Origin of the sequence: Burkholderia sp. CpTa8-5 (assembly GCF_017815045.1) — a bacterium.
Lineage (GTDB): Bacteria > Pseudomonadota > Gammaproteobacteria > Burkholderiales > Burkholderiaceae > Burkholderia > Burkholderia sola.
Map to the genome: position 1 here is coordinate 144282 of NZ_JAGIQD010000007.1, position 22756 is coordinate 167037.

The 22756-nt window shown below is 68.5% G+C and carries 22 protein-coding genes; 8 read left to right on the forward strand and 14 right to left on the reverse strand.

The genetic code is table 11. The features are described from left to right. The first annotated feature begins 141 nt into the window (after positions 1 to 141). The 3 genes from tyrS to J8I35_RS13555 are packed head-to-tail and all read left to right on the forward strand — an operon-like array spanning position 142 to position 2527. Positions 142 to 1383: a tyrosine--tRNA ligase gene (gene tyrS, locus J8I35_RS13545; protein WP_006483424.1), complete on the forward strand. Its 1242-nt coding sequence runs from the start codon at positions 142 to 144 to the stop codon at positions 1381 to 1383. Next, the gene (dtd, locus tag J8I35_RS13550; RefSeq protein WP_006483442.1) at positions 1380 to 1838 is read left to right on the forward strand and encodes a D-aminoacyl-tRNA deacylase; all 459 of its coding nucleotides are present in this window, start codon (positions 1380 to 1382) and stop codon (positions 1836 to 1838) included. The genes tyrS and dtd overlap by 4 nt, the downstream gene beginning before the upstream one ends. A gap of 23 nt (positions 1839 to 1861) precedes the next feature. Next, entirely contained in the window at positions 1862 to 2527 is a 666-nt protein-coding gene (locus J8I35_RS13555; protein WP_050013806.1) for a histidine phosphatase family protein, read from the forward strand. Positions 2528 to 2590: 63 nt separating this feature from the next. On the opposite strand, the gene J8I35_RS13560 is transcribed toward J8I35_RS13555, so the two are convergent. The 10 genes from J8I35_RS13560 to J8I35_RS13605 form a co-directional block, all read right to left on the reverse strand. Then, complete coding sequence (locus J8I35_RS13560) at positions 2591 to 3718, reverse strand: ParB/Srx family N-terminal domain-containing protein (protein ID WP_209925763.1); 1128 nt, start codon at positions 3716 to 3718, stop codon at positions 2591 to 2593. A gap of 156 nt (positions 3719 to 3874) precedes the next feature. Next, the gene (locus J8I35_RS13565) at positions 3875 to 4825 is read right to left on the reverse strand and encodes an oxygenase MpaB family protein (protein ID WP_124637969.1); all 951 of its coding nucleotides are present in this window, start codon (positions 4823 to 4825) and stop codon (positions 3875 to 3877) included. A 24-nt stretch (positions 4826 to 4849) separates the two neighbouring features. Beyond that, positions 4850 to 5920: a Holliday junction branch migration DNA helicase RuvB gene (gene ruvB, locus J8I35_RS13570; protein WP_124651604.1), complete on the reverse strand. Its 1071-nt coding sequence runs from the start codon at positions 5918 to 5920 to the stop codon at positions 4850 to 4852. A gap of 108 nt (positions 5921 to 6028) precedes the next feature. Further along, positions 6029 to 6610: a Holliday junction branch migration protein RuvA gene (gene ruvA / locus J8I35_RS13575; RefSeq protein ID WP_021162490.1), complete on the reverse strand. Its 582-nt coding sequence runs from the start codon at positions 6608 to 6610 to the stop codon at positions 6029 to 6031. Positions 6611 to 6829: 219 nt separating this feature from the next. Then, a complete protein-coding gene (gene ruvC, locus J8I35_RS13580; protein WP_069616742.1) occupies positions 6830 to 7372 on the reverse strand; it encodes a crossover junction endodeoxyribonuclease RuvC in 543 nt (180 codons plus the stop codon). A 154-nt stretch (positions 7373 to 7526) separates the two neighbouring features. Further along, a complete protein-coding gene (gene purH / locus J8I35_RS13585) occupies positions 7527 to 9092 on the reverse strand; it encodes a bifunctional phosphoribosylaminoimidazolecarboxamide formyltransferase/IMP cyclohydrolase (RefSeq protein WP_050013802.1) in 1566 nt (521 codons plus the stop codon). A 44-nt stretch (positions 9093 to 9136) separates the two neighbouring features. Continuing rightward, the gene (locus tag J8I35_RS13590; protein ID WP_017333386.1) at positions 9137 to 9370 is read right to left on the reverse strand and encodes a Fis family transcriptional regulator; all 234 of its coding nucleotides are present in this window, start codon (positions 9368 to 9370) and stop codon (positions 9137 to 9139) included. Further along, positions 9367 to 10434 carry a tRNA dihydrouridine synthase DusB gene (gene dusB, locus J8I35_RS13595; protein ID WP_069616741.1) on the reverse strand — a complete coding sequence of 356 codons (1068 nt, stop codon included), beginning with the start codon at positions 10432 to 10434 and terminating at the stop codon, positions 9367 to 9369. The genes J8I35_RS13590 and dusB overlap by 4 nt, the downstream gene beginning before the upstream one ends. Positions 10435 to 10571: 137 nt before the next feature. Next, positions 10572 to 11759 (reverse strand): UbiH/UbiF/VisC/COQ6 family ubiquinone biosynthesis hydroxylase, encoded by a 1188-nt coding sequence (locus J8I35_RS13600; protein WP_124637971.1) that lies wholly within the window; start codon positions 11757 to 11759, stop codon positions 10572 to 10574. 37 nt (positions 11760 to 11796) lie between these two features. Continuing rightward, positions 11797 to 13182 carry an aminopeptidase P N-terminal domain-containing protein gene (locus J8I35_RS13605; protein ID WP_124594287.1) on the reverse strand — a complete coding sequence of 462 codons (1386 nt, stop codon included), beginning with the start codon at positions 13180 to 13182 and terminating at the stop codon, positions 11797 to 11799. A gap of 187 nt (positions 13183 to 13369) precedes the next feature. On the opposite strand from J8I35_RS13605, the gene J8I35_RS13610 reads away from it, so the two are divergent. Continuing rightward, positions 13370 to 13981 carry a glutathione S-transferase N-terminal domain-containing protein gene (locus tag J8I35_RS13610; RefSeq protein WP_209925827.1) on the forward strand — a complete coding sequence of 204 codons (612 nt, stop codon included), beginning with the start codon at positions 13370 to 13372 and terminating at the stop codon, positions 13979 to 13981. Between the two features lie 110 nt (positions 13982 to 14091). Here the strand turns inward: J8I35_RS13610 and J8I35_RS13615 are convergent, their stop codons facing one another. The 3 genes from J8I35_RS13615 to J8I35_RS13625 form a co-directional block, all read right to left on the reverse strand. After that, complete coding sequence (locus J8I35_RS13615; protein ID WP_209925765.1) at positions 14092 to 15711, reverse strand: FMN-binding glutamate synthase family protein; 1620 nt, start codon at positions 15709 to 15711, stop codon at positions 14092 to 14094. A gap of 119 nt (positions 15712 to 15830) precedes the next feature. Continuing rightward, positions 15831 to 16991 (reverse strand): tRNA 2-thiouridine(34) synthase MnmA, encoded by a 1161-nt coding sequence (gene mnmA / locus J8I35_RS13620; protein WP_124630590.1) that lies wholly within the window; start codon positions 16989 to 16991, stop codon positions 15831 to 15833. After that, on the reverse strand, positions 16988 to 17497 hold the full coding sequence (locus J8I35_RS13625) for an NUDIX hydrolase (RefSeq protein ID WP_050013796.1): 510 nt from the start codon (positions 17495 to 17497) through the stop codon (positions 16988 to 16990). Before J8I35_RS13625 ends, mnmA begins: the two co-directional genes overlap by 4 nt. Before the next feature lie 306 nt (positions 17498 to 17803). On the opposite strand from J8I35_RS13625, the gene J8I35_RS13630 reads away from it, so the two are divergent. From J8I35_RS13630 to J8I35_RS13640, 3 genes are read left to right on the forward strand one after another with little or no spacing between them, the layout of a single operon-like run. Further along, positions 17804 to 18943 (forward strand): Re/Si-specific NAD(P)(+) transhydrogenase subunit alpha, encoded by a 1140-nt coding sequence (locus J8I35_RS13630; RefSeq protein ID WP_050013795.1) that lies wholly within the window; start codon positions 17804 to 17806, stop codon positions 18941 to 18943. Between the two features lie 11 nt (positions 18944 to 18954). Next, positions 18955 to 19281 (forward strand): NAD(P) transhydrogenase subunit alpha, encoded by a 327-nt coding sequence (locus tag J8I35_RS13635; protein WP_006476884.1) that lies wholly within the window; start codon positions 18955 to 18957, stop codon positions 19279 to 19281. Beyond that, positions 19278 to 20732, forward strand: coding sequence for an NAD(P)(+) transhydrogenase (Re/Si-specific) subunit beta (locus J8I35_RS13640; RefSeq protein ID WP_050013794.1), 1455 nt, complete (start codon positions 19278 to 19280; stop codon positions 20730 to 20732). Before J8I35_RS13635 ends, J8I35_RS13640 begins: the two co-directional genes overlap by 4 nt. Positions 20733 to 20823: 91 nt before the next feature. Here the strand turns inward: J8I35_RS13640 and J8I35_RS13645 are convergent, their stop codons facing one another. Beyond that, positions 20824 to 21744 (reverse strand): LysR family transcriptional regulator, encoded by a 921-nt coding sequence (locus J8I35_RS13645; protein ID WP_209925767.1) that lies wholly within the window; start codon positions 21742 to 21744, stop codon positions 20824 to 20826. 80 nt (positions 21745 to 21824) lie between these two features. Between J8I35_RS13645 and J8I35_RS13650 the strand changes: the two genes are divergently transcribed. Next, positions 21825 to 22748, forward strand: coding sequence for a carbon-nitrogen hydrolase family protein (locus J8I35_RS13650; RefSeq protein ID WP_050013792.1), 924 nt, complete (start codon positions 21825 to 21827; stop codon positions 22746 to 22748). Positions 22749 to 22756 lie beyond the last annotated feature (8 nt).

Sequence of the window (22756 nt, forward strand, 5' to 3'; positions counted from 1 at the left end):
TTGGGTTCTCCTGGATCGTGCGGCGCGGGCCGGTCCCGCGCGCCTTGCGCCCGATTATCCGCGCAACGTGACGCGTCGTTAAGCGATGCGCGCGCAAGTTATGGGAAAATCCCTGTTTTTGCGACATTCTTCCTGGCACCGATGAGCACCGAACCCAGTTCCAAGCCCGTTTTCCCGATCACCGACGAAGTCCGGCATGCGCTCGCCGTCACGAAGCGCGGCGTCGACGAGCTGCTGATCGAGGAAGAGTTCGCGCAGAAGCTCGCGCGCAGCGCAGCCACCGGTACGCCGCTTCGCATCAAGCTCGGCCTCGATCCGACCGCACCGGACATCCACATCGGCCATACGGTCGTGCTGAACAAGATGCGCCAGCTGCAGGACCTCGGCCATACGGTGATCTTCCTGATCGGCGATTTCACGTCGCTGATCGGCGATCCGTCGGGCCGCAACGCGACGCGTCCGCCGCTCACGCGCGAGCAGATCGAATCGAACGCGAAGACCTACTTCGAGCAGGCCGCGCTCGTGCTCGATCGCGACAAGACCGAGATCCGCTACAACAGCGAATGGTCGATGCCGCTCGGCGCGGACGGGATGATCAAGCTCGCGTCGCGCTACACGGTCGCGCGGATCCTCGAGCGCGAGGATTTCACGAAGCGCTTCCAGGGCGGCGTGCCGATCTCGATCCACGAATTCCTGTACCCGCTGATGCAGGGCTACGATTCGGTCGCGCTGAACGCCGATCTCGAACTCGGCGGCACCGACCAGAAGTTCAACCTGCTGGTCGGCCGCGAACTGCAGAAGCAGTACGGCCAGGAACAGCAGTGCATCCTGACGATGCCGCTGCTCGAAGGCCTCGACGGCGTCGAGAAGATGTCGAAGTCGAAGGGCAACTACGTCGGCATCAGCGAGAAGCCGACCGACATGTTCGGCAAGCTGATGAGCATCTCGGACACGCTGATGTGGCGTTACTTCGAGCTGCTGTCGTTCCGCAGCCTCGACGAGATCGCCGGCTTCAAGCGCGAGGCCGAGGGCGGCCGCAACCCGCGCGACTTCAAGGTGCTGCTCGCGCAGGAAATCGTCGCGCGATTCCACTCGCAGCCCGACGCCGAACGCGCGCTCGAGGACTTCAACCACCGCGCGAAGGGCGGCGTGCCGGACGACATTCCGTCGGTCACGCTGGCCGGCGCGCCGCTGGCGATCGGTCAGTTGTTGAAACAGGCCGGTCTCGTGCCGTCGACGAGCGAAGCGCTGCGCAACATCGAGCAGGGCGGCGTGAAGATCGACGGCGCGACCGTGTCCGACAAGGGCCTGAAGGTCGAGGCCGGCGAATTCGTCGTGCAGGTCGGCAAGCGCCGCTTCGCACGCGTCACGCTGACCGCATGATCGCGCTGATTCAGCGCGTGACGCGCGCCGACGTGCGCGTCGGCGGCCGCACGACGGGCGAGATCGGCGCGGGCCTGCTCGCGCTGGTCTGCGCGGAGCGCGGCGATACCGAGGCCGCGGCCGACAAGCTGCTCGCGAAGCTGCTCGGCTACCGCGTGTTCAGCGACGCAGCCGGCAAGATGAACCTGCCGGTATCGAACATCGACGGCGAAGGCCGCGCGGGCGGCCTGCTGCTCGTGTCGCAGTTCACGCTCGCGGCCGATACGAACAGCGGGCTGCGTCCGAGCTTCACGCCCGCCGCGCCGCCCGACGAAGGCGCGCGGCTGTTCGACTATTTCGTCGCGGCCGCGCGGGCGCGCCATCCCGTCGTCGAGACGGGCGAGTTCGGCGCCGACATGCAGGTGTCGCTGGTCAACGACGGCCCCGTGACGTTCTGGCTGCAAGTGCGGCCCTGATTCTTCCCCGGAGGCGCGCCGCGATGGCCACCACGCAGATTCTTTTCATCCGCCATGGCGAGACGGCCTGGAACCGCATCAAGCGCATCCAGGGGCATATCGACATCCCGTTGGCCGATACGGGGCTCGCGCAGGCGCAGCGGCTGGCGGCGCGGCTCGGGCGCGACGCGCGCGACGGCGCGCGGATCGACGCGGTGTATTCGAGCGACCTGATGCGCGCGCAACAGACCGCCCAACCGTTTGCCGATGTGCTCGGGCTGCCGCTGCTGCTGCGCGAAGGGTTGCGCGAACGCTCGTACGGCGCATTCCAGGGGCACGACAGCACCGAGATCGAGGCGCTGTTTCCGGACGCGTATGCGGCGTGGCAGACGCGCGATCCCGGCTTCGCGCCGGAGGGCGGCGAGTCGCAGCGCGAGTTTTATCACCGCGTGCTGCATGCGCTCGAACCGATCGTCGCCGCGCATCCGGGCGGCCGGATCGCATGCGTCGCGCACGGCGGCGTGCTCGATTGCGTGTATCGCTTCGCGAACGGGATCGAGCTGTCGGCGCCGCGCAACTATCAGTTGCTCAATACCAGCATCAACGTCGTCGATTACGTGGATGGCCGCGCGCAGGTCGTGCAGTGGGCCGACGTGTCGCATCTCGAAGCCGCGAGCGACGATGACGACGGGTACCGCAAGGTGCTTTGAGCACGCGGGGCCCGTCCGGCATGGCATGGCCGGGGCGGGACTCCCTTCCTTCCGGCGTGACGCTTACTGCGGCAGCCCGTGGCGCGTCTTGTAGTCGAGCGCGTACGCGATCTTGCCGGGCTTGTCGGCCGTGATCGGCTGGCGCAGCTTGTCGAATTCCCCCTTGCTGTATTTCTTCCCGCCGTTGATCGCATCGGCGCGCCCGAGGTCGGCGCCCGTCTTGCCGTCGATCACGGGGTCCGTGGCCGCGACCATCCGCGTCGACGCATTCCAGACCGCATTCAGATAGCCCGTGTCGGCCTTTGCCGGATCGGGATCGGTCGCGCCGGGCCGCGTCCGGTCGTAGCCGGCCAGCGCGAACGTGTCCGGCTGCGCGCGCAGCCAGTCGGCCCAGTAGAACTCGAGGTAGTCGGTCGCTTGTGCGGGTTTGCCGTAACCGATGTCGCGCGTGAAATAGACGAGTGATCGATAGCGGTCGTTCGTCATCCCGAGTGTCAGGCCGAGGCCGGTCGGCAGTTGCGCGGTCGTGATCGGCTTGCCTTCGCCGTTCTTCAGGCGCAGATAGCCGCGGCTTTGCATCTGCTGCCAGAACACGTCGCCCGAGTAGTCGCCGAGGTTGTCCTTGACGACGACGTGCACGTGCAGCGCCGGGCCGCCGTCGGGCGTCTCGTAGTAAGTCGACAGGCCGTGGTGGCCGTCCGTCAGGTACAGCGCATCGCCGTTCGGGCCGATCACGACGGGGTTCAGCACCGAGCGGTCTCGAGCGTTCGCGTCGGTCGTCGCGCACCTGTAGCTGGCCGGCTCGCGCAGCGACGATCGGGCCGTGTAGCCGCTCGATGCGACGCCGCCGAGGCCTTCGTCCGCGCAGAAGTCGTCGAACTTCTTGTCGGGCTGCCGTTCGTAGCGGCCGAGCTTGTAGTAGATCTGGTCGTAGCCGATCGCTCCCTGCGTCGGATGGAGATCGCCGAGCGTCACGTCGATCAGGTCGCCGGCGCGGGCGGCTTTCCACTTGCCCGGTTGCGGCCGGGTGGTCGCGGGCGGCGTGGGGGCCGGTGCGGTCGTCGTGCCGCCGGACGGCGGTTGTGCGTCCATGCGCGCGACGGCGGCGACATCGTCGCCTCCGCACGCGGCGAGGGCGAAGACGGTGGACAGGCTGGCGGCAACGGCGAAACGGATCGGCAGGCGTGGCATCGCGGGCATCGGGCGTCGGTCGGGTGGGCGGGCGGGACTTCGCGCGGGTCAGTGGGCGTCGGCGACGAGCAGACGTGCGACCGTGCGCGGGTGCAAGCCCGTCAGCTTGTCACAGCTATTTGACAGCCAATTGAAATGATCGGAACAAGCGGACCGTCAGACAGACGGGGTGCCGTCGGACGGGGAGGCCGTCGCGCGGCGGCGCGCACGCTTCGACGCGCCGTTCACGAGCGCCCAGCGCAGCACGGGCGCAACCGCGCGTATGCCGGGCCGGACCAGCGCACGCCGCAACGGCGCGAACGTCGACACGCCGAGCATGCGCTGCGCCCACGGCGGCAGCAGGTCGATCCCGGCATGCATCACCAGCGACGCGGCCGGCCGCAGCGCCGGCTTCGCGACCGGCACATTCAGCAGGATGGACATCACGTCGAACGTACGCGGCCCGGCTTCGAGCTCGGGCAGCATGCGCGCGAGATAGGCGGCGACCTCGGCGCGCGAACGCGGCACCTCGCGGGCGCCGAGCAACTCGGCGATCAGCGCCGTCTCCGCGTAATAGCGGTCCTGCAGTTCGCCCGACAGCGCCGGATTCACGTAACGCAGATGCGCGGCGAGGAAGCTCGACACTTCCGCGACATGCACCCAGGTCAGCAACGCGGGATCGTCGGCGCGGTACGGCCGGCCGTCCGGTGCGCTGCCGGAGACGCGCGCATGGATCGTTTTCACGCGCTCGATCAGCGCGAGTGCGTCCGCGCGGCTGCCGAACGTCGTCCCCGTGATGAACGTGGCGGTGCGCCGCAAGCGGCCGAAGATGTCGGTGCGGAACGACGAATGATCCCAGACGCCCGCGAGTGCGAGCGGGTGGAGCGCCTGCAGCAGCAGCGCGGCGATGCCGCCCGTCATCATCGACGTGAAATCGGCATGCACGCGCCAGCACACGGCGTCGGGGCCGAATAGCCCGGGATCGCCCGGCGGCGAAGAGAGATCGATCGACGGACCGCCGCCGCCGGCCGTCAGGTGCGTGATGCCGGCCACGAGCCGCTTGCGGATCGGTTCCGCCCAGCGCGGGCCCGGCACGGTGGTGGGGTGGCGGCTGGGCGGCGTCGTCATGGCGGGTGCGGCTCGGGCGACGGATTACTTCCCGTCCGGGGTATCCCACTCGTCGCGTTCGGTGCGGCGGGCATCGGGCACCGACAGCCCGAAGTGGCGATACGTGAGCAGCGTCGCGACGCGCCCGCGTGGCGTGCGCTGCAGGAAGCCCTGCTGGATCAGGTACGGTTCGAGCACGTCCTCGATCGTGTCGCGCTCCTCGCCGATCGCTGCCGCGAGGTTGTCGATGCCGACCGGGCCGCCGTCGAACTTGTACAGGATCGCCTCGAGCAGCTTGCGGTCCATCAGGTCGAAGCCGACCGGATCGACGTCGAGCATCGCGAGCGCGGCGTCGGCCACCGCCGCGGTGATCTGGCCGTCGGCCTTCACTTCCGCGAAATCGCGCACGCGGCGCAGCAGCCGGTTCGCGATCCGCGGCGTGCCGCGCGCGCGCTTCGCGATTTCCAGCGCGCCGTTCGGATCGATCTGCGCATTCAGCAGCGACGCCGAGCGCTGCACGATGCGCGACAGTTGACCGGCGTCGTAGAACTCGAGGCGCGCGACGATCCCGAAACGATCGCGCAGCGGGTTGGTCAGCATCCCGGCACGGGTGGTCGCGCCGACCAGCGTGAACGGCTGCAGGTCGAGCTTCACGCTGCGCGCGGCCGGGCCTTCGCCGATCATGATGTCGATCTGGTAATCCTCGAGCGCCGGATACAGGATTTCCTCGACGACCGGCGACAGCCGGTGGATTTCGTCGATGAACAGCACGTCGTTCGCTTCGAGGTTCGTCAGCAGCGCGGCGAGATCACCCGCGCGCTCGAGCACGGGGCCCGACGTCTGGCGCAGGTTCACGCCCATCTCGCGCGCGATGATGTGGGCGAGCGTCGTCTTGCCGAGACCCGGCGGCCCGAACAGCAGCACGTGGTCGAGCGGCTCGGCGCGGCGCTTCGCGGCTTCGATGAAGATCTCTAGCTGGCCGCGCACCTTTTCCTGGCCGACGTAGTCGTCGAGCTGGCGCGGCCGCAACGCACGTTCGAACACCTCCTCGTGCGACGAGGTGGGCGTGGCGGCGATGATCCGCTGCTCGGTGGCGAGTTTGTCGGTTTCAATCATGCGGCCATTGTACCGCGCGACGAAGCACGGGCCACCTGGCCGAACGGCCGACTGGCGAGCGTCGCGCGGCGGCGCGACACTGGCTTCGACGGCCGGAACGAACGCGCGTTATGCCTTCGACAATGCCTTCAGCGCGAGCTTGATGCCTTCGGACACGCCGGTGCCGGCCGGCACGTTCTTGATCGCGGCCAGGCCTTCCTTTTCGGAGTAGCCGAGCGCGAGCAGCGCGTTGAGGATGTCGGTCGCATGGTCGGACGGCGACGCGGCGCCGGCGAGCGCGCCGAGGTCGGCGCCGAGCTTGCCCTTCAGTTCGAGCAGCAGGCGCTCGGCCGTCTTCTTGCCGATGCCGGGCAGCCGCGTGAGGCGGGCGGCGTCCTGCATCGTCACGGCCTGCGCGAGCTCCTGCACGCTCATGCCGGACAGCACGGCGAGCGCCATGCGCGCGCCGATGCCGGTGATCTTCAGCAGCTCGCGGAAGGTCGTGCGCTCCTGCGGCGTCAGGAAGCCGTACAGCAGGTGCGCGTCCTCGCGGACGATCTGCTGCGTGAGCAGCACGACGCGTTCGCCCGTTTGCGGCAGGTTGTAGAAGGTGCTCATCGGCACGTCGATTTCGTAGCCGACGCCGTTGCAGTCGACGAGCAGATGAGGCGGATTCTTTTCGAGCAGGATGCCGGCGATGCGACCGATCATGGAGGACGGGATGCGAGGAAGAAAGCGCGAGTGTAGCGCACGCGCGGCGCAATGCCGATGGGCGCGGCCGTCAGGCCGAAGCGGCGCGTGTCGCGGGTGTGTCGGGCGTGGGTAGAACGGTGAAGGTGGTCAACGCAGCCAACGCAGCCAACGCAGCCAACGCAGCCAACGCAGCCAACGCAGTCGAGCCGACGTACGTGCCGCGGCGCACGACTGGCGTCAGCCGACCAGCCGGCCGCGCCGCACGCGCAGCCCTTTCTGCGCGAGCGCCGGCGCGAGGCCGCCCAGCGTGCTGAGCGTGTCGCCGCCGTGCGCGTGGCAGATCGCCATGCCGAGCGCGTCGGCGGCGTCGGAGCCCGGCTGGCCGGACAGGTTGAGCAGCCGCGTGACCATTTCCTGCATCTGCGTCTTGGTCGCGCGGCCGTAGCCGACCACCGCCTGCTTGAGCTGCAGCGCCGTGTATTCGGCGACCGGCAGCCCGCCCGCGACGAGCCCGCAGATCGCGGCGCCGCGCGCCTGGCCGAGCAGCAGCGTCGACTGCGGGTTCACGTTGACGAACACCTTTTCGATCGCGGCCTGGTCGGGCGCGTGTTCGCGTACGATCGTCGAGACGCCCTGGAAGATCGTGCCGAGCCGGGTGGCCAGGTCGGCCGTCGGCGTGCGGATCACGCCGCTCGTGACATAGGCGAGCCGGTGGCCGCTGACGTCGATGACGCCGAAGCCGGTGACGCGCAGGCCGGGGTCGATGCCGAGAATTCGCATGAGTGAGGAGAGTGGCGTGATGCAGCGATACTACAACGAATGGTGCGGCAAGCCGATCGCCCGGTCGTGCGCGACGGCGCCGCGCAATAAAAAACCCGGCGGGAGTGATGCCGCCGGGTTCCCGTGCAGTGGCCGCGCGGGCCGCATGCGGCGATCAGTGACGGAAGTGGCGCACGCCCGTCAGGACCATCGCGATGCCGTGCTCGTCGGCCGCCGCGATCACTTCGTCGTCGCGCATCGAGCCGCCCGGCTGGATCACGCAGGTCGCGCCGGCCGCCACGACGACGTCGAGGCCGTCACGGAACGGGAAGAACGCATCCGACGCGACGGCCGAACCGGCGAGCGTGAGGCCCGCGTTCTGCGCCTTGATGCTCGCGATGCGCGCGGAATCGACGCGGCTCATCTGACCGGCGCCGACGCCGAGCGTCATGCCGTTGCCGCAGAACACGATCGCGTTCGACTTCACGTACTTCGCGACGCGCCAGGCGAACAGCAGGTCGTCCATTTCCTTCGCGGTCGGCTGGCGCTTCGTGACGACGCGCAACTCGCTCGGCTGCACGTTGCGCGAATCGAGCGACTGCACGAGCAGGCCGCCGCCCACGCGCTTCAGGTCGAATGCGTTATGGCCGTCGCCCAGTGCGATCTCGAGCAGGCGCACGTTCTGCTTCGCGGCGAACACCTGCTTCGCGGCGTCCGTGAACGACGGCGCGATCAGCACTTCGACGAACTGCTTCGCCACCGCTTGCGCGGCCGCTTCGTCGACTTCGCGGTTGAACGCGATGATGCCGCCGAACGCGGAGGTCGGATCGGTCTGGAACGCCTTCGCATACGCGTCGGCCGAGTCGTTGCCGACCGCGACGCCGCACGGGTTCGCATGCTTGATGATCACGCAGGCCGGCGCGTCGAACGTCTTCACGCATTCCCACGCCGCGTCCGAATCCGCGATGTTGTTGTACGACAGTTCCTTGCCCTGCAGCTGGCGGTAGTTCGCCAGCGCACCGGCCGGCGTCGCGAGGTCGCGGTAGAACGCCGCGCTCTGGTGCGGATTCTCGCCGTAGCGCAGGTCCTGCACCTTGTCGAACGCCATGTTGAGCGTGGCCGGATACGCGCTGCGCGATGCGTGCTGCAGCTCGTCGGTCAGGCTCGTCAGGTAGTTCGTGATCGCGCCGTCGTATTGCGCGGTGTGCGCGAACACCTTCGTCGCGAGACGGAAGTTGGTCGGGTAGCCGATGGTGTTGCCGTTCGCCTTCATTTCATCGAGCACGACCGCGTAGTCGGCCGGGTCGACGACGACCGTCACGTCGCGGTGGTTCTTCGCGGCCGAGCGCAGCATCGTCGGGCCGCCGATGTCGATGTTCTCGATCGCGTCGGCGAGCGTGCAGTCGTCCTTCGCGATCGTCGCGACGAACGGATACAGGTTCACGACCAGCAGGTCGATCGTCGGGATGCCGTGCTGTTCCAGCGCCTGCATGTGCTCGGGCAGGTCGCGGCGGGCGAGGATGCCGCCGTGCACCTTCGGGTGCAGCGTCTTCACGCGCCCATCGAGCATTTCCGGGAAGCCGGTGTAATCGGCCACTTCGGTCACGGGCAGGCCGGCGTCGGCGAGGAGTTTCGCGGTGCCGCCCGTCGACAGCAGCTTGACGCCGAGGTCGGACAGCGACTTCGCGAAGTCGACGATGCCGGTCTTGTCGGAAACGGAAATGAGCGCTTGCTTGATCATGATGGAACCACCAATAGCCAGGGAAACGGGGACGGGACGGCCGCCTACAGCAGGCCGTGCTGCTGCAGCTTCTTGCGCAGCGTATTGCGATTGATGCCGAGGTACTCGGCGGCGAGCGACTGGTTGCCGCCGGCCTGGTCGAGCACGACCTCGAGCATCGGCTTTTCGACGCAGGACATCACCATTTCATAGACGTCGTGCGGATTGGAGCCGTCTAGATCCCGGAAATACACGTCCAGGCTCTCGCGGACACATTGTTCGATGTTGTGCTTGCTCATGCTGCTAACTGGTTATGGTCGTCCGACTCGCCCTGGCTGTTTTCCGCATCGTCATCGACGTAGACGAGGTGGTCCGACAGCGCCTTTTGCGCCTCGAAGAATGCATTGACGGCGGCGAGCTGCTCGCGGGTGGAATCGAGCGTGTTCATTCGGTGCCGGAACCCGTTGGCACCGGAAAGGCCGCGAGTGTACCAGCCGATGTGCTTGCGCGCAGTACGGACCCCGGTGAATTCGCCATAGAAAGCGTAGTGGTCTTCCAGGTGTTCGTTCATCACGTGCTGGATCTCGTCGATCCGCGGCGGGGGCAGCAGCTCGCCGGTTTGCAGGAAATGATCGATTTCGCGGAACAGCCACGGCCGGCCTTGCGCGGCGCGACCGATCATCAGCGCGTCGGCGCCGGTTGCATCGAGCACGGCCTTCGCCTTGGCGGGCGACGTGATGTCGCCGTTGGCGACGACCGGAATGCGTACGGCCGCCTTCACGGCCGCGATGGTGTCGTATTCGGCGTCGCCGCGGTACAGGTCGGCGCGCGTGCGGCCGTGCACGGTGAGCATCGAGATGCCGGCCGCCTCGGCCAGGCGCGCGACCGTGATCGCGTTCTTGTGCTCGCGGTCCCAGCCGGTGCGGATCTTCAGCGTCACGGGCACCGCGTCGGGCCCGGTGCCGACCGCCGCGACGACGGCCTCGACGATCCGCTGCACGAGCGGCTCGTTCTGCAGCAGCGCGGAGCCGGCCGCGACGTTGCAGACCTTCTTCGCCGGGCATCCCATGTTGATGTCGATGATCTGTGCGCCGTTGTCGACGTTGTAGCGGGCCGCTTCGGCCATCATCGCCGGATCGGCGCCGGCGATCTGCACCGCGATCGGCTCGACTTCGCCTTCGTGGTTCGCGCGCCGCATCGTCTTCGCGCTTTTCCACAGCTGCGCGTTGGACGCGACCATCTCGGACACGGCGTAACCGGCCCCCAGCCGTTTGCACAGCTGGCGGAACGGACGATCCGTCACCCCGGCCATCGGGGCGACGAACAGGTTGTTACGCAATACGTGAGGGCCGATAACGGGCATCGCAATGGCGCCGCCCGCGACACGCGCGGGCAGGGGAAGGGAAGACGGAAAACGGGCATTTTACCGTATTCCCATGCCCCGCCGATTTGACCCGGTTTGCCTGGATTGCCCGGAGAGGCTGCGCGGCGCGCCGCGCGTCAGTTGCGCTGGCCGAACATCATCTGGCGCGCGATCGCCTTCTTGAGCGGCGGCACGAATTCGAGCGCGGTGAGCGCCGCGCCGCGCAGCAGCGGAAGCGGGCCCGAGTCGATCGTAAACAGCCGCGCCAGCGTGTCGGTCGCGCCGATCGTGAAGCGCCGGTCGAGCGCGCGGCGCGCGTTGAAGGCCGCGAGCGCGGTCGCTTCGAAGCCTTGCGCGGACAGCGTGTCGACGAGCGTGTGCGCATCGCGCAGCCCGAGGTTGAGCCCCTGGCCCGCCACCGGGTGCAGCGTCTGCGCGGCATTGCCGACGACCGCGACGCGGCCGCTGACGAGCGTCTGCGCGGCGTTCAGGCCGAGCGGGAACGACGCGCGCCCGGCGATCGCGACGAATTCGCCCATGCGTTCGCCGAACACGCTGCCGAGCTCGTGCAGGAACGCGTCGTCGGGCAGCGCGGCACGTCGTGCGGCTTCGTCGGGCGTGCAGCACCACACGAGCGAATACTCGGCCTGGCGCGGCCCGCCGAGCGGCAGCAGCGCGAGCGGGCCTTCGTGCGTGAAGCGTTCCCACGCGACGTTCGGGCGCGGCGCCGAGACCGTGACCGTGCCGACGAGCGCGGTCTGTCCGTAGTCGCGGCGATGCTTGCCTGCGTCGGCCTGCTGTTCGTGGAACAGCCCGCCTTCGGCATTGATGACGAGGCGCGCGCGCAGCGAGCGCTCGCCTTGCGGGCCGTCGAGCGTCAGCGTGACGCCGTCGGCGTCCTGCTGCGGCGCGCGTGCGGTGGTCGACGTGAGCCAGTCGACGCGCGTGCCGCGCACGGCGCCCGCGAGCGCCTGCACGATCGAGCCGTAGCGCACGACGTAGCCGAGCGCGGCGAGCGCGTGTTCGTCGCGGTCGATCAGCGTGCGGCCGAAATGGCCGCGCTGCGATACGTGGATATGTTCGATCGGCGTGGCGTCGGCCGGCCACGCGAGCGTGTCGAGCAGCACGCGGCTGCCGTGCGACACGGCGATCGCGCGCGGGTCGTTTGCGCTCGCGGCCGGTTCGCGCGCATCGATCAGCGCGATCGATGCATGCTGCGTCGCGCTGCGGCGCGCGAGCCAGCCGGCGAGCGCGAGCCCGACGGGGCCCGCGCCGACGATGGCGAGGTCGTAATCCGGCGTGGCCGGCGAGGAAGCGGTCGTCATCTTGATTCGTGAAACGGAGGGAACGGTCGGCGGCCGGTCATGCGCCCGCGCGCATCAGCGCCTCGATCTCGTCGGCCGCGACCGGCACGCCGCGCGTGATCAGTTCGCAGCCGTGCTCGCGCACGATCGCGTCGTCCTCGATGCGGATGCCGATGTTCCAGTACTCGGGCGGCACGTCGTCGGCCGCGCGCACGTACAGGCCGGGCTCGACGGTCAGCGTCATGCCCGGCCTCAGCGTGCGCCACGGCAGCGCGCCGTTCGCGTCGCGTTCGGCGAGCCGCTCGCGGTAGTCGCCGCAGTCGTGCACGTCCATGCCGAGCCAGTGGCCGGTGCGATGCATGTAGAAGCGCGTGTACGCGCGCTCGGCGATCACGTCGTCGACGCTCGAGAAGCGTGTTTTCGGGATGATGCCGGTGTCGAGCAGCCCTTGCGCGAGCACGCGTACGGCCGCGTCGTGCGGCGCCTCGAACGGCACGCCCGCGCGCGTCGCGTCGATCGCCGCCTGCTGCGCGGCGAGCACGATGTCGTACAGCGTGCGCTGCGCGGGCGAGAAGCGGCCGTTGGCCGGGAACGTGCGCGTGATGTCCGATGCATAGCCGTCGAGTTCGCACGCGGCGTCGATCAGGATCAGGTCGCCGTCCCGCGCTGCCGTGTTGCCGGCCGGGTAGTGCAGCACGCACGCATTCGCGCCGGCCGCGACGATCGACCCGTACGCGGGCGCCTGCGCGCCGTGCTTGCGGAACAGGTACAGCAGCTCGGCTTCGAGCTCGTATTCGCGGATGCCCGGGCGGCACACCTGCATCGCGCGGCGGTGCGCGAGCGCGGAGATGTGCGCGGCGCGCGTCATGATCGCGAGTTCGTGTTCGTCCTTCACGAGCCGCATGTCGTCGAGCAGCGGCGTGAGGTCGAGCAGCGCGTCCGGCGCGGCGACGCCCGTGCGCGCCTGCGCACGCACCGCGTCGATCCAGCCGGCGAGCTGGCGCTCGAACTCGGCCGACGCGCCGAACCGATAGTGCACGGTGCCCGCGTCGGCGAGCAGGCGGGGCATTTCGGTGTCGATCACGTCGGTCGCGAACGCCGCATCGAAGCCGAACGCGTCGCGCGCGGCGTCGGGACCGTAGTGAAAGCCTTCCCAGGTCTCGCGGTCGACGTTCTTGGCGCGGCAGAACAGGATCGATTCCGGCGCACCGTGCGGCGCGGCCGCGTTCAGCACGAGCACGGCATCCGGCTCGGTGAAGCCCGTCAGGTAATGGAAGTAGCTGTCGAACCGGTACGGGTAGGCCGTATCGCGGTTGCGCAGCATTTCCGGCGCGGTGGGGACGATGGCGACGCCGCCGCCCGCGGCACGCAGTGCGGCAAGCACGCGTTCACGGCGCTGGCGGTAGACGTCGACGGCGATGGCGGTATCGAGGGGCGCATTCATCGTTGGATTGTAGCGCCGCCGAGCGCCGCGCGTCAGGACCGCGGCTGCAAGGCCCGCCCGGCGGGGCTCGGCGGCGGCTGTTGCAAACCTTCCACAGGCCGGACCGGCGATTTTCTGCCCGGCCGCGCGAGCCGGTTATGATCGACGACAACGTATACTCTCGGCGGTTCCCTTAAAAAGGCAGATGATGAAATTAATCGGTTCGCTCAGCAGCCCGTACGTCCGAAAGGCGCGGATCGTGCTTGCTGAAAAGAAGATCGACTACAAGCTGGAGCTCGAGAACGTGTGGGCGCCGGACACGAACATCCATGCATCGAACCCGCTCGGCAAGGTCCCGTGCCTGGTGATGGAGGATGGCGCCGCGGTGTTCGATTCCCGTGTGATCTGCGAATACGTCGATACGCTGTCGCCGGTCGGCAAGCTGATTCCGCCGTCGGGCCGCGAGCGCGTTGAAGTGCGCTGCTGGGAAGCGCTGGGCGACGGCGTGCTCGACGCAGCCGTCGCGATCCGTCTCGAACACACGATGCGCGACGAAGCGCAGCGCAGCGTGAGCTGGATCGCGCGCCAGCAACGCAAGATCGACGACGCGCTCGTCGCGATGTCGCAGGGTCTCGGCGGCAAGACGTGGTGCGTCGGCAATCATTACACGCTCGCCGACATCGCGCTCGGCTGCGCGCTCGGCTATCTCGACTTCCGGATGCCCGAGCTCAACTGGCGCGATCGCCACCCGAACCTCGACAAGCACTTCGTGAAGCTGCAGCAGCGACAGTCGTTCGCCGATACGCTGCCGCAGAGCTGAGCCGCGGCCCGGTCTTCACGCATTCGGCAGACGAAAGAAAAGCGCCCCGCGGGGCGCTTTTCTTTTTGCGGCGCAGGCCGCCCGCCGCCGGAGCGGGCTGGCCGCTTGCATCACTCGATCGACGCGTACACGGCTTCGCCGAGCGTGAACGAATCGCTGCGCGCGATCGGCCACCACTTGTCGTACAGCGAGAAGCCGCAGGTGTGGCCGTCGAGCAGCGCACCGGGTTTCAGGTACTTCAGCAGTTGCGACATCAGCCGCACCTCGTGCGGCGCGACCCGCTGCACGATGTGGTGCGCGCGCAGTTCGGACGGATGCGCGAGGCCGGCCGCCTGCACGAGTTCCTGCAGCGCATGCAGCGTATTGCGGTGGAAGTTGTACACGCGCTCGGCCTTGTCGGGCACGACGAGCGCGCGCTGGCGCACCGGGTCCTGCGTCGCGACGCCGGTCGGGCAGCGGTCGGTGTGGCAGTGCTGCGCCTGGATGCAGCCGACCGCGAACATGAAGCCGCGGGCCGAGTTCACCCAGTCCGCGCCGATCGCGAGCGTGCGCGCGATGTCGAACGCGGTGATGATCTTGCCGCTCGCGCCGAGCTTCACGCGGTCGCGCACGCCGATCCCGACGAGCGTGTTGTGCACGAGCAGCAGCCCTTCCTGCAGCGGCACGCCGACGTAGTCGGTGAATTCGAGCGGCGCCGCGCCCGTGCCGCCTTCCGCGCCGTCGACGACGATGAAGTCGGGCACGATGCCGGTCTCGAGCATCGCTTTCGCGATCCCGAAGAATTCCCACGGATGGCCGATGCACAGCTTGAAGCCGGTCGGCTTGCCGCCGGACAGCGTGCGCAGCCGCTCGACGAATTCGAGCAGCCCGCGCGGCGTCGAGAATTCCGAGTGCGTCGCGGGCGAGATGCAGTCCTTGCCCATCGGCACGCCGCGCGTCTCGGCGATTTCCGGCGTGATCTTCGCGGCCGGCAGCACGCCGCCGTGGCCCGGCTTCGCGCCCTGCGACAGCTTCACCTCGATCATCCTGACCTGCGGATCGGCGGCCTGCTTCGCGAACTTGTCGGGGTTGAACGTGCCGTCGTCGTTGCGGCAGCCGAAGTAGCCGGACGCGATTTCCCAGATGATGTCGCCGCCGTGCTCGCGGTGGTACTTCGACAGCGAGCCTTCGCCGGTGTCGTGCGCGAAGCCGCCTTTCTTCGCGCCGAGGTTCAGCGAGCGGATCGCGTTCGCGGACAGCGAGCCGAAGCTCATCGCCGAGATGTTGAAGATCGAAATGTCGTACGGTTGCGCGCGATTCGCGCCGACGCGGATGCGGAAATCGTGGTTCGGCAGCTTCGTCGGCGCGAGCGAATGGCTGATCCATTCGTGCGCGACGGCCTTCACGTTCAGCTCGGTGCCGTACGGACGGTTGTCGGCGACGTTCTTCGCGCGCTGGTAGACGAGGCTGCGCTGCGCGCGCGAGAACGGTTTTTCGTCGGTGTCGTCCTCGACGAAGTACTGGCGGATTTCAGGTCGGATGAACTCGAACAGGAAGCGGAAGTGGCCCCAGAGCGGGTAGTTCCGCAGGATCGCGTGGCGGTCCTGGTTCAGGTCGTACAGGCCGAGCGCGACGAGGGCGATGGGGATGGCGGTCCACAGCCAGGAGAGTGCTTGGACCGACGCGAGGACGGCCGCCGCGACGAGCAGCAGCACGGCACACCACATCGCGAGGTAGCGTCTTGAAAGCATGGGGACTCCGTAAGAATTCTGGAATGCCGCCATGCGTACGCTGCGAAGGCGGCGCGCCGGCCGCGGCGGAATCGTGTTCCGCCGGGCGCGGCGTGCCGCAAGTCTAAACCGAATGGGTGTCAGCGTGCATCGGCGAGCGCCGGGGCCTGGCCGCCCGCCGCAGCCTGACCGGGCTGGCCGGTGCCCGCGGATTCGATGATGCCGCCGCCGAGGCAGATCTCGCCGTCATACAGCACGGCCGACTGGCCGGGCGTGACCGCCCACTGCGCGTCGTCGAACGCGAGCGAGAAGCGCGCTTCGCCTGCCGGACCGGCGGCCGCAGTGCCGAATGCGCACGCCGCATCGGCCTGCCGGTAGCGCGTCTTCGCGCCGCACGAAAAGCCGTCGGCCGGCGGCTCGCCGGCGACCCAGCTCACGTTGCCGGCGACCAGTTCGCGCGACAGCAGCCACGGATGGTCGTGGCCCTGCACGACGTACAGCGCGTTCGACGCGATGTCCTTCGCGGCGACGAACCACGGCTCGCCGTTGCCGCTCTTGCTGCCGCCGAGGCCGATGCCCTTGCGCTGGCCGAACGTGTAGAACGCGAGGCCGATGTGCTCGCCGACCACCTTGCCGTCGGGCGTCTTCATCGGGCCGGGTTTCGTCGGCAGATAGCGGTTCAGGAAATCGCGGAACGGCCGTTCGCCGATGAAGCAGATGCCGGTCGAATCCTTCTTCTTCGCGTTCGGCAGCCCGATCTGCGCGGCGATCTCGCGCACCTTCGTCTTCGGGATCTCGCCGAGCGGGAACATCGTCTTCGACAGTTGCGCCTGGTTCAGCCGGTGCAGGAAGTACGACTGGTCCTTCGTATGATCGAATGCCTTCAGCAGTTCGAAACGCCCGTCGCGCTCGCGCACGCGCGCGTAGTGACCGGTCGCGATCATTTCCGCATCGAGCGACATCGCGTGGTCGAGGAACGCCTTGAACTTGATCTCGGCGTTGCACAGCACGTCGGGGTTCGGCGTGCGGCCGGCCGAGTATTCGCGCAGGAACTCCGCGAACACGCGGTCCTTGTATTCCGCCGCGAAGTTGACGGCTTCCACGTCGATGCCGATCAGGTCGGCCACCGACACGACGTCGATCCAGTCCTGGCGCGTCGAGCAGTATTCGCCGTCGTCGTCGTCTTCCCAGTTCTTCATGAACAGGCCGACCACGTCGTAGCCCTGTTCCTTCAGCAGCCACGCGGTCACCGACGAGTCGACGCCGCCCGACATGCCCACCACTACACGACGCTTGCTCATTTGCTGACCGCCTGACGTTCGAATGCCTCGGGGCGCGGCGCGACCGAATGCGTGTGCACGAAATCGAGCGGAATGCGCCGCCCGGCGAGATAGTCGTCGACGCAGCGCATCACCGCGGGCGAACGATGGCGCTCGCTGCAGGCGCGCAGTTCGTCGGACGTCATCCACAGCGTGCGGACGATGCCGTCGTCGAGCGCATGGCCCGCGACCGGTTCGCCGGCCGTGCCGCAGAACGTGAAGCGCAGGTAGGTCGCGCCGGCGCTGCCGGGGCGATCGTAGTGCGCGAGATAGACGCCGACGAGCGCGTCGGGCGTGAACGGGTGCGCGGTTTCCTCGAGCGTTTCGCGGATCACGGCGTCGGCCAGCGTCTCGCCGGCTTCGAGGTGACCGGCCGGCTGGTTGATGCGCAGGCCCGTCGAGGTTTCTTCCTCGATCACGAGAAAGCGGCCGGCGCGCTCGACCAGCGCGGCGACCGTCACATGCGGGGTCCAGATTTCGGGTTTCATGGTTCGGCATTTTACCGGTTGCGCCCGAACGCTGCCGGCCGTTTCCCGCCGGGCCGCCCGCTGCCGGTCGCGCGTTAGACGATCCGACCCTCGCAGATCGTCCGTCCCGGCGATGCATGACGGCAGCGACCAGACTCATGTCGCATTCGAGCACGGTCGTGCGCAAAGTGCTGGCGGGGCCATCGCTTTCGGTTAAAGTGCAGCGTGAACGCCGTTGCTCGTGAGCCGGTAAGTCAGCCTGTCCGGCTCGTTGTGCAGTAAAGATCGCAAGAAAAGAAATACTGACAATGACTGGAGGAACTGACGATGCATATTGGAGTGCCTGCTGAAACGCGGGCCAACGAGGCGCGCGTGGCCGCGACGCCGGAAACCGTGAAGAAATACGCGGCGGCCGGCCATCGGGTCAGTATCGCGAAAGGGGCCGGCAGCGCCGCCAGCTATCCCGACGAAGCCTATGTGGCCGCCGGCGCCGAATTGACCGACCAGTCGGCCGCTTTTGCCGCCGATCTCGTGCTGAAGGTCCAGGCGCCGACCGACACCGAGCTGCCGTTGCTCAAGCGCGGCGCCGTGCTGGTCGGGATGCTCGATCCGTTCAACGGCGAGCAGGCGGCGCAGCTCGCCGCGGCCGGCGTGACCGGCTTCGCGCTCGAGGCCGCGCCGCGCACGACGCGCGCGCAGAGTCTCGACGTGCTGTCGTCGCAGGCGAACATCGCCGGCTACAAGGCCGTGCTGGTGGCCGCGTCGCTGTATCCGCGCTTCATGCCGATGCTGATGACGGCCGCGGGCACCGTGAAAGCGGCGCGCGTGCTGATTCTCGGCGCGGGCGTCGCGGGCCTGCAGGCGATCGCGACCGCGAAGCGGCTGGGCGCGGTGATCGAGGCGTCCGACGTGCGGCCGGCCGTGAAGGAGCAGATCGAGTCGCTCGGCGCGAAATTCCTCGACGTCCCGTTCGAAACCGACGAAGAGCGCGAAGCCGCGCAGGGTGTCGGCGGCTACGCGCGCCCGATGCCGCCGTCGTGGCTCGCCCGCCAGGCCGCGCTCGTGCACGAGCGCGCGAAGCAGGCCGACATCGTGATCACGACCGCGCTGATTCCCGGCCGCCCGGCGCCGACGCTGATCTCGGTCGAAACGGCGCAATCGATGAAGCCCGGCTCGGTGCTCGTCGATCTCGCGGCCGGCCGCGGTCCGGACATTGACGGCCGCAAGGGCGGCAACTGCCCGCTGACCGTCGCCGACCAGGTGATCGTGCACCACGGCGTGACGATCGCCGGCTACACGAACCTCGCGTCGATGGTCGCGTCGGACGCGTCGGCGCTGTACGCGCGCAACCTGCTCGACTTCATGAAGCTGATCGTCACGAAGGAAGGCACGCTGAACATCGACCTGACCGACGACATCGTCGCCGCGACGCTGCTGTGCCGCGACGGCGAAGTCACCCGCAAATAACGGAGGAGACCATGGAAGTCATCAATCACACGGTGATCAACGTGATCATCTTCGTGCTGGCGGTGTACGTCGGCTACCACGTCGTCTGGAACGTCACGCCGGCGCTGCATACGCCGCTGATGGCCGTGACCAACGCGATCTCGGCGATCGTGATCGTCGGCGCGATGCTCGCGGCGGCGCTCACCGTCGGCGCGACCGGCAAGTTCTTCGGCACGCTCGCGGTCGCGCTCGCGGCCGTCAACGTGTTCGGCGGCTTCCTCGTGACGAGGCGCATGCTCGAGATGTTCCGCAAGAAGGAGCCCAAGCGTGTCGAGGGCGGCAAGGAGGGCGCGCGATGAGCATGAACGTCGTTACGCTGCTGTACCTCGTCGCGTCGGTGTGCTTCATCCAGGCGCTGAAGGGGCTGTCGAACCCGAAGAGCGCGCGGCGCGGCAACCTGTTCGGGATGGTCGGGATGGCCATCGCGATCCTCACGACGATCGCGCTGATCGTCAAGCAGGCCGCGTGGCTCGGCGCGAACCTGCCGCTCGGCCTCGCGCTCGTGCTCGGCGCGCTGATCGTCGGCGGGGGCGTCGGCGCATTCGTCGCCGCGCGCGTCGAGATGACGAAGATGCCGGAACTCGTCGCGGCGATGCACTCGCTGATCGGTCTCGCGGCCGTGTGCATCGCGTATGCGGTGGTGTCGGAGCCGGAAGCGTTCGGGCTCGTGCCGCAGGACGCGGTGTCGTCGAGCTTCATCCCGTACGGCAACCGCGTCGAGCTGTTCATCGGCACGTTCGTCGGCGCGATCACGTTCTCCGGTTCGGTGATCGCGTTCGGCAAGCTGTCGGGCAAGTACAAGTTCCGGCTGTTCCAGGGCGCGCCGGTCGTGTACGCGGGCCAGCACCTGATCAACCTGATGCTCGCGATCGCGATGCTCGGCTTCGGCATCCTGTTCTTCATCACGCAGGCGTGGCTGCCGTTCATCATCATGACGGCGATCGCGTTCGTGCTCGGCGTGCTGATCATCATCCCGATCGGCGGCGCGGACATGCCGGTGGTCGTGTCGATGCTGAACTCGTACTCGGGCTGGGCCGCGGCCGGCATCGGCTTCTCGCTGAACAACGCGATGCTGATCATCGCCGGTTCGCTGGTCGGCTCGTCGGGCGCGATCCTGTCGTACATCATGTGCCACGCGATGAACCGCTCGTTCTTCAACGTGATCCTCGGCGGGTTCGGCGGCGAAGCGGCGGCCGGCGGCGCGGCGGGCGCGCAGGAGCAGCGGCCGGTGAAGTCGGGTTCGGCCGACGATGCGTCGTTCATGCTCGGCAACGCGGAAACGGTCGTGATCGTGCCGGGCTACGGGCTCGCCGTCGCCCGCGCGCAGCACGCGCTGAAGGAGCTGACCGACAAGCTGATCGAGAAGGGGATCGACGTGAAGTACGCGATCCACCCGGTCGCCGGGCGGATGCCGGGCCACATGAACGTGCTGCTCGCGGAAGCGGAAGTGCCGTACGAGATCGTGCACGAGATGGAGGACATCAACGGCGAATTCGGCCAGGTGGACGTGGTGCTCGTGCTCGGCGCGAACGACGTCGTGAACCCGGCCGCGAAGACCGATCCGAAATCGCCGATCGCGGGGATGCCGATCATCGAGGCGTACAAGGCGCGCACGGTGATCGTCAACAAGCGCTCGATGGCGGCCGGCTACGCGGGCCTCGACAACGACCTGTTCTACATGGACAAGACGATGATGGTGTTCGGCGATGCGAAGAAGGTGATCGAGGACATGGTGAAGGCCGTCGAGTAACGCTCGCCCCGACACGCGTCGCCTGCTTCGATGCGCGGGCGCCGCGCAGCGGACAGGCCCGGCCGGCGCAAGTGAGCCGGTCGGGCTTTTTTCATGGTGCGACGCGTTGGGCGACGCAGGCGGCGATCGCGTCGCGCACGCGCACGATCGCCGGGTCGCGCTGCGTGCTCGTGCGCCAGCCGATCTCGACCGGATAGCGCGGCAGGTCGACCGGGCACGCGAGCGCACGCAGCGACGTCGCTTGCGCGATCGCATGCGCCGCATGCGCGGGGATCGTCGCGACCGCGTCGGAGCCGGCGAGCAGGTACGGCAGCGCGGCGAAATGCGTGGTCGACGCCGCGACGCGCCGCTTGTGACCGAGCGCGGCCAGCGCCTCGTCGACGATCCCGATCACGCCGCCCGATGACACGAGCAGGTGGTCGCGCCGCAGGAACTCGGCGAGCGTCAGCGTGCGCGGCGCCCGCGCGCGGCCGGTCGGATCGATCAGGCACGCATAGCCGCCCGTGGCGACCGCGCGCCGGCTGAGGCCGTTCGCCGAGAATCCGCCCGACGCGATCGCGAGATCGACGCCGTGCCGCAGCAGCGCGTCGCCGGCGATGCCGCTGTGGGTCTGCCGGAAGATCAGCCGGATGCCGGCCGCTTCGCGCGCGACCGCATCGATCAGCGCGCGCCCGAGCGCGATCTCGAAATCGTCGGACAGCCCGATCGAGATCGTGCGGCCGACGCGGTCGCCGCCGTCGGCCGCGATCGCGAGGCTTTCGCGGCAGCGGTCGAGCGCATCGGACAGGATCGGCTTCAGTTCGTCCGCGCGCGGCGTCGGCGCGAGCCCGCGGCCGGTGCGCACGAACAGCGGATCGGCATAGATCACGCGCAGCCGGCCAAGCGCCGCGCTGACCGCCGACTGCGTGAGATCGAGCCGCAGCGCCGCGCGGCTCGCGCCGCCTTCCTCGTACAGCGCCTCGAACACCTTCAGCAGGTTCAGGTCGAGGTCGGCGATATTATCTGCATTCATGACACATATCGTTCTATCGATTTGATCGATGACATCTTATCGATAAAGATGGCGCCATCCCACTCATCGGAGACGCCTATATGTCCACCTCAGTCATCGCCGCGCTGCAGATCGGCGCATCGCCCGCCGGCACGCGCGCCACGCTCGACACGATTCTCGGCTACGAAAGCGCGATCCGCGACAGCGGCGCGTCGCTGGTCGTGCTGCCCGAGGCCGTGCTCGGCGGCTATCCGAAAGGCGAGATCTTCGGCACGCGGCTCGGCTACCGGCTGCCCGAAGGGCGCGACGCGTATGCGCGCTACGCCGCGCAGGCGATCGACGTGCCGGGACCGGAAACCGACGAGCTGGCCGCGCTGTCGCAGCGCACGGGCGCGAGCCTCGTGGTCGGCGTGATCGAGCGCGGCGGGAGCACGCTGTACTGCACGGCGCTGTTCTTCGATCCGCGCGACGGGCTCGTCGCGAAGCACCGCAAGCTGATGCCGACCGGCACCGAGCGGCTGATCTGGGGGCAGGGCGACGGCTCGACGCTGCCGGTCGTCGACACCGCCGCCGGCCGCGCGGGCGCCGCGATCTGCTGGGAGAACCACATGCCGCTGCTGCGCTGCGCGATGTACGCGAAAGGCGTGCAGATCTGGTGCGCGCCGACCGTCGACGAGCGCGACGTATGGCAGAGCTCGATGCGGCACATCGCGCACGAGGGGCGCTGCTTCGTCGTGAGCGCGTGCCAGGTGCAGCCGTCGCCGCGCGCGCTCGGCATCGACGTGCCGGGCTGGGACCCGGAGCGGCCGCTGATCCGCGGCGGCAGCGTGATCGTCGGGCCGCTTGGGGACCTGCTGACCGAGCCGCTGATCGGCGAGGCCGGGCTCGTGACCGCGCACGTCGATACCGACGAGCTCGTGAAGGCGCGCTACGACTTCGACGTCGTCGGCCACTACGCGCGTGCGGACGTGTTTTCGCTGCACGTCGACGAGCGGCCGAAGCGGCCGGTGGTGTTCGGCGGGTAACGCAAGCG

Bases quoted from the DNA above. Each gene is read 5' to 3' on its own strand.
- J8I35_RS13605 (WP_124594287.1), bottom strand. From the start codon at position 13,182: ATGAATGCGCCCCTCGATACCGCCATCGCCGTCGACGTCTACCGCCAG.
- J8I35_RS13635 (WP_006476884.1), top strand. From the start codon at position 18,955: ATGGAAGTCATCAATCACACGGTGATCAACGTGATCATCTTCGTGCTG.
- J8I35_RS13610 (WP_209925827.1), top strand. From the start codon at position 13,370: ATGAAATTAATCGGTTCGCTCAGCAGCCCGTACGTCCGAAAGGCGCGG.
- J8I35_RS13615 (WP_209925765.1), bottom strand. From the start codon at position 15,711: ATGCTTTCAAGACGCTACCTCGCGATGTGGTGTGCCGTGCTGCTGCTC.
- J8I35_RS13630 (WP_050013795.1), top strand. From the start codon at position 17,804: ATGCATATTGGAGTGCCTGCTGAAACGCGGGCCAACGAGGCGCGCGTG.
- dtd (WP_006483442.1), top strand. From the start codon at position 1,380: ATGATCGCGCTGATTCAGCGCGTGACGCGCGCCGACGTGCGCGTCGGC.
- J8I35_RS13590 (WP_017333386.1), bottom strand. From the start codon at position 9,370: ATGAGCAAGCACAACATCGAACAATGTGTCCGCGAGAGCCTGGACGTG.
- ruvB (WP_124651604.1), bottom strand. From the start codon at position 5,920: ATGATTGAAACCGACAAACTCGCCACCGAGCAGCGGATCATCGCCGCC.
- J8I35_RS13625 (WP_050013796.1), bottom strand. From the start codon at position 17,497: ATGAAACCCGAAATCTGGACCCCGCATGTGACGGTCGCCGCGCTGGTC.
- J8I35_RS13600 (WP_124637971.1), bottom strand. From the start codon at position 11,759: ATGACGACCGCTTCCTCGCCGGCCACGCCGGATTACGACCTCGCCATC.
- ruvC (WP_069616742.1), bottom strand. From the start codon at position 7,372: ATGCGAATTCTCGGCATCGACCCCGGCCTGCGCGTCACCGGCTTCGGC.
- J8I35_RS13645 (WP_209925767.1), bottom strand. From the start codon at position 21,744: ATGAATGCAGATAATATCGCCGACCTCGACCTGAACCTGCTGAAGGTG.
- dusB (WP_069616741.1), bottom strand. From the start codon at position 10,434: ATGCCCGTTATCGGCCCTCACGTATTGCGTAACAACCTGTTCGTCGCC.
- tyrS (WP_006483424.1), top strand. From the start codon at position 142: ATGAGCACCGAACCCAGTTCCAAGCCCGTTTTCCCGATCACCGACGAA.
- J8I35_RS13640 (WP_050013794.1), top strand. From the start codon at position 19,278: ATGAGCATGAACGTCGTTACGCTGCTGTACCTCGTCGCGTCGGTGTGC.
- mnmA (WP_124630590.1), bottom strand. From the start codon at position 16,991: ATGAGCAAGCGTCGTGTAGTGGTGGGCATGTCGGGCGGCGTCGACTCG.
- J8I35_RS13650 (WP_050013792.1), top strand. From the start codon at position 21,825: ATGTCCACCTCAGTCATCGCCGCGCTGCAGATCGGCGCATCGCCCGCC.
- purH (WP_050013802.1), bottom strand. From the start codon at position 9,092: ATGATCAAGCAAGCGCTCATTTCCGTTTCCGACAAGACCGGCATCGTC.
- J8I35_RS13560 (WP_209925763.1), bottom strand. From the start codon at position 3,718: ATGCCACGCCTGCCGATCCGTTTCGCCGTTGCCGCCAGCCTGTCCACC.
- ruvA (WP_021162490.1), bottom strand. From the start codon at position 6,610: ATGATCGGTCGCATCGCCGGCATCCTGCTCGAAAAGAATCCGCCTCAT.
- J8I35_RS13555 (WP_050013806.1), top strand. From the start codon at position 1,862: ATGGCCACCACGCAGATTCTTTTCATCCGCCATGGCGAGACGGCCTGG.
- J8I35_RS13565 (WP_124637969.1), bottom strand. From the start codon at position 4,825: ATGACGACGCCGCCCAGCCGCCACCCCACCACCGTGCCGGGCCCGCGC.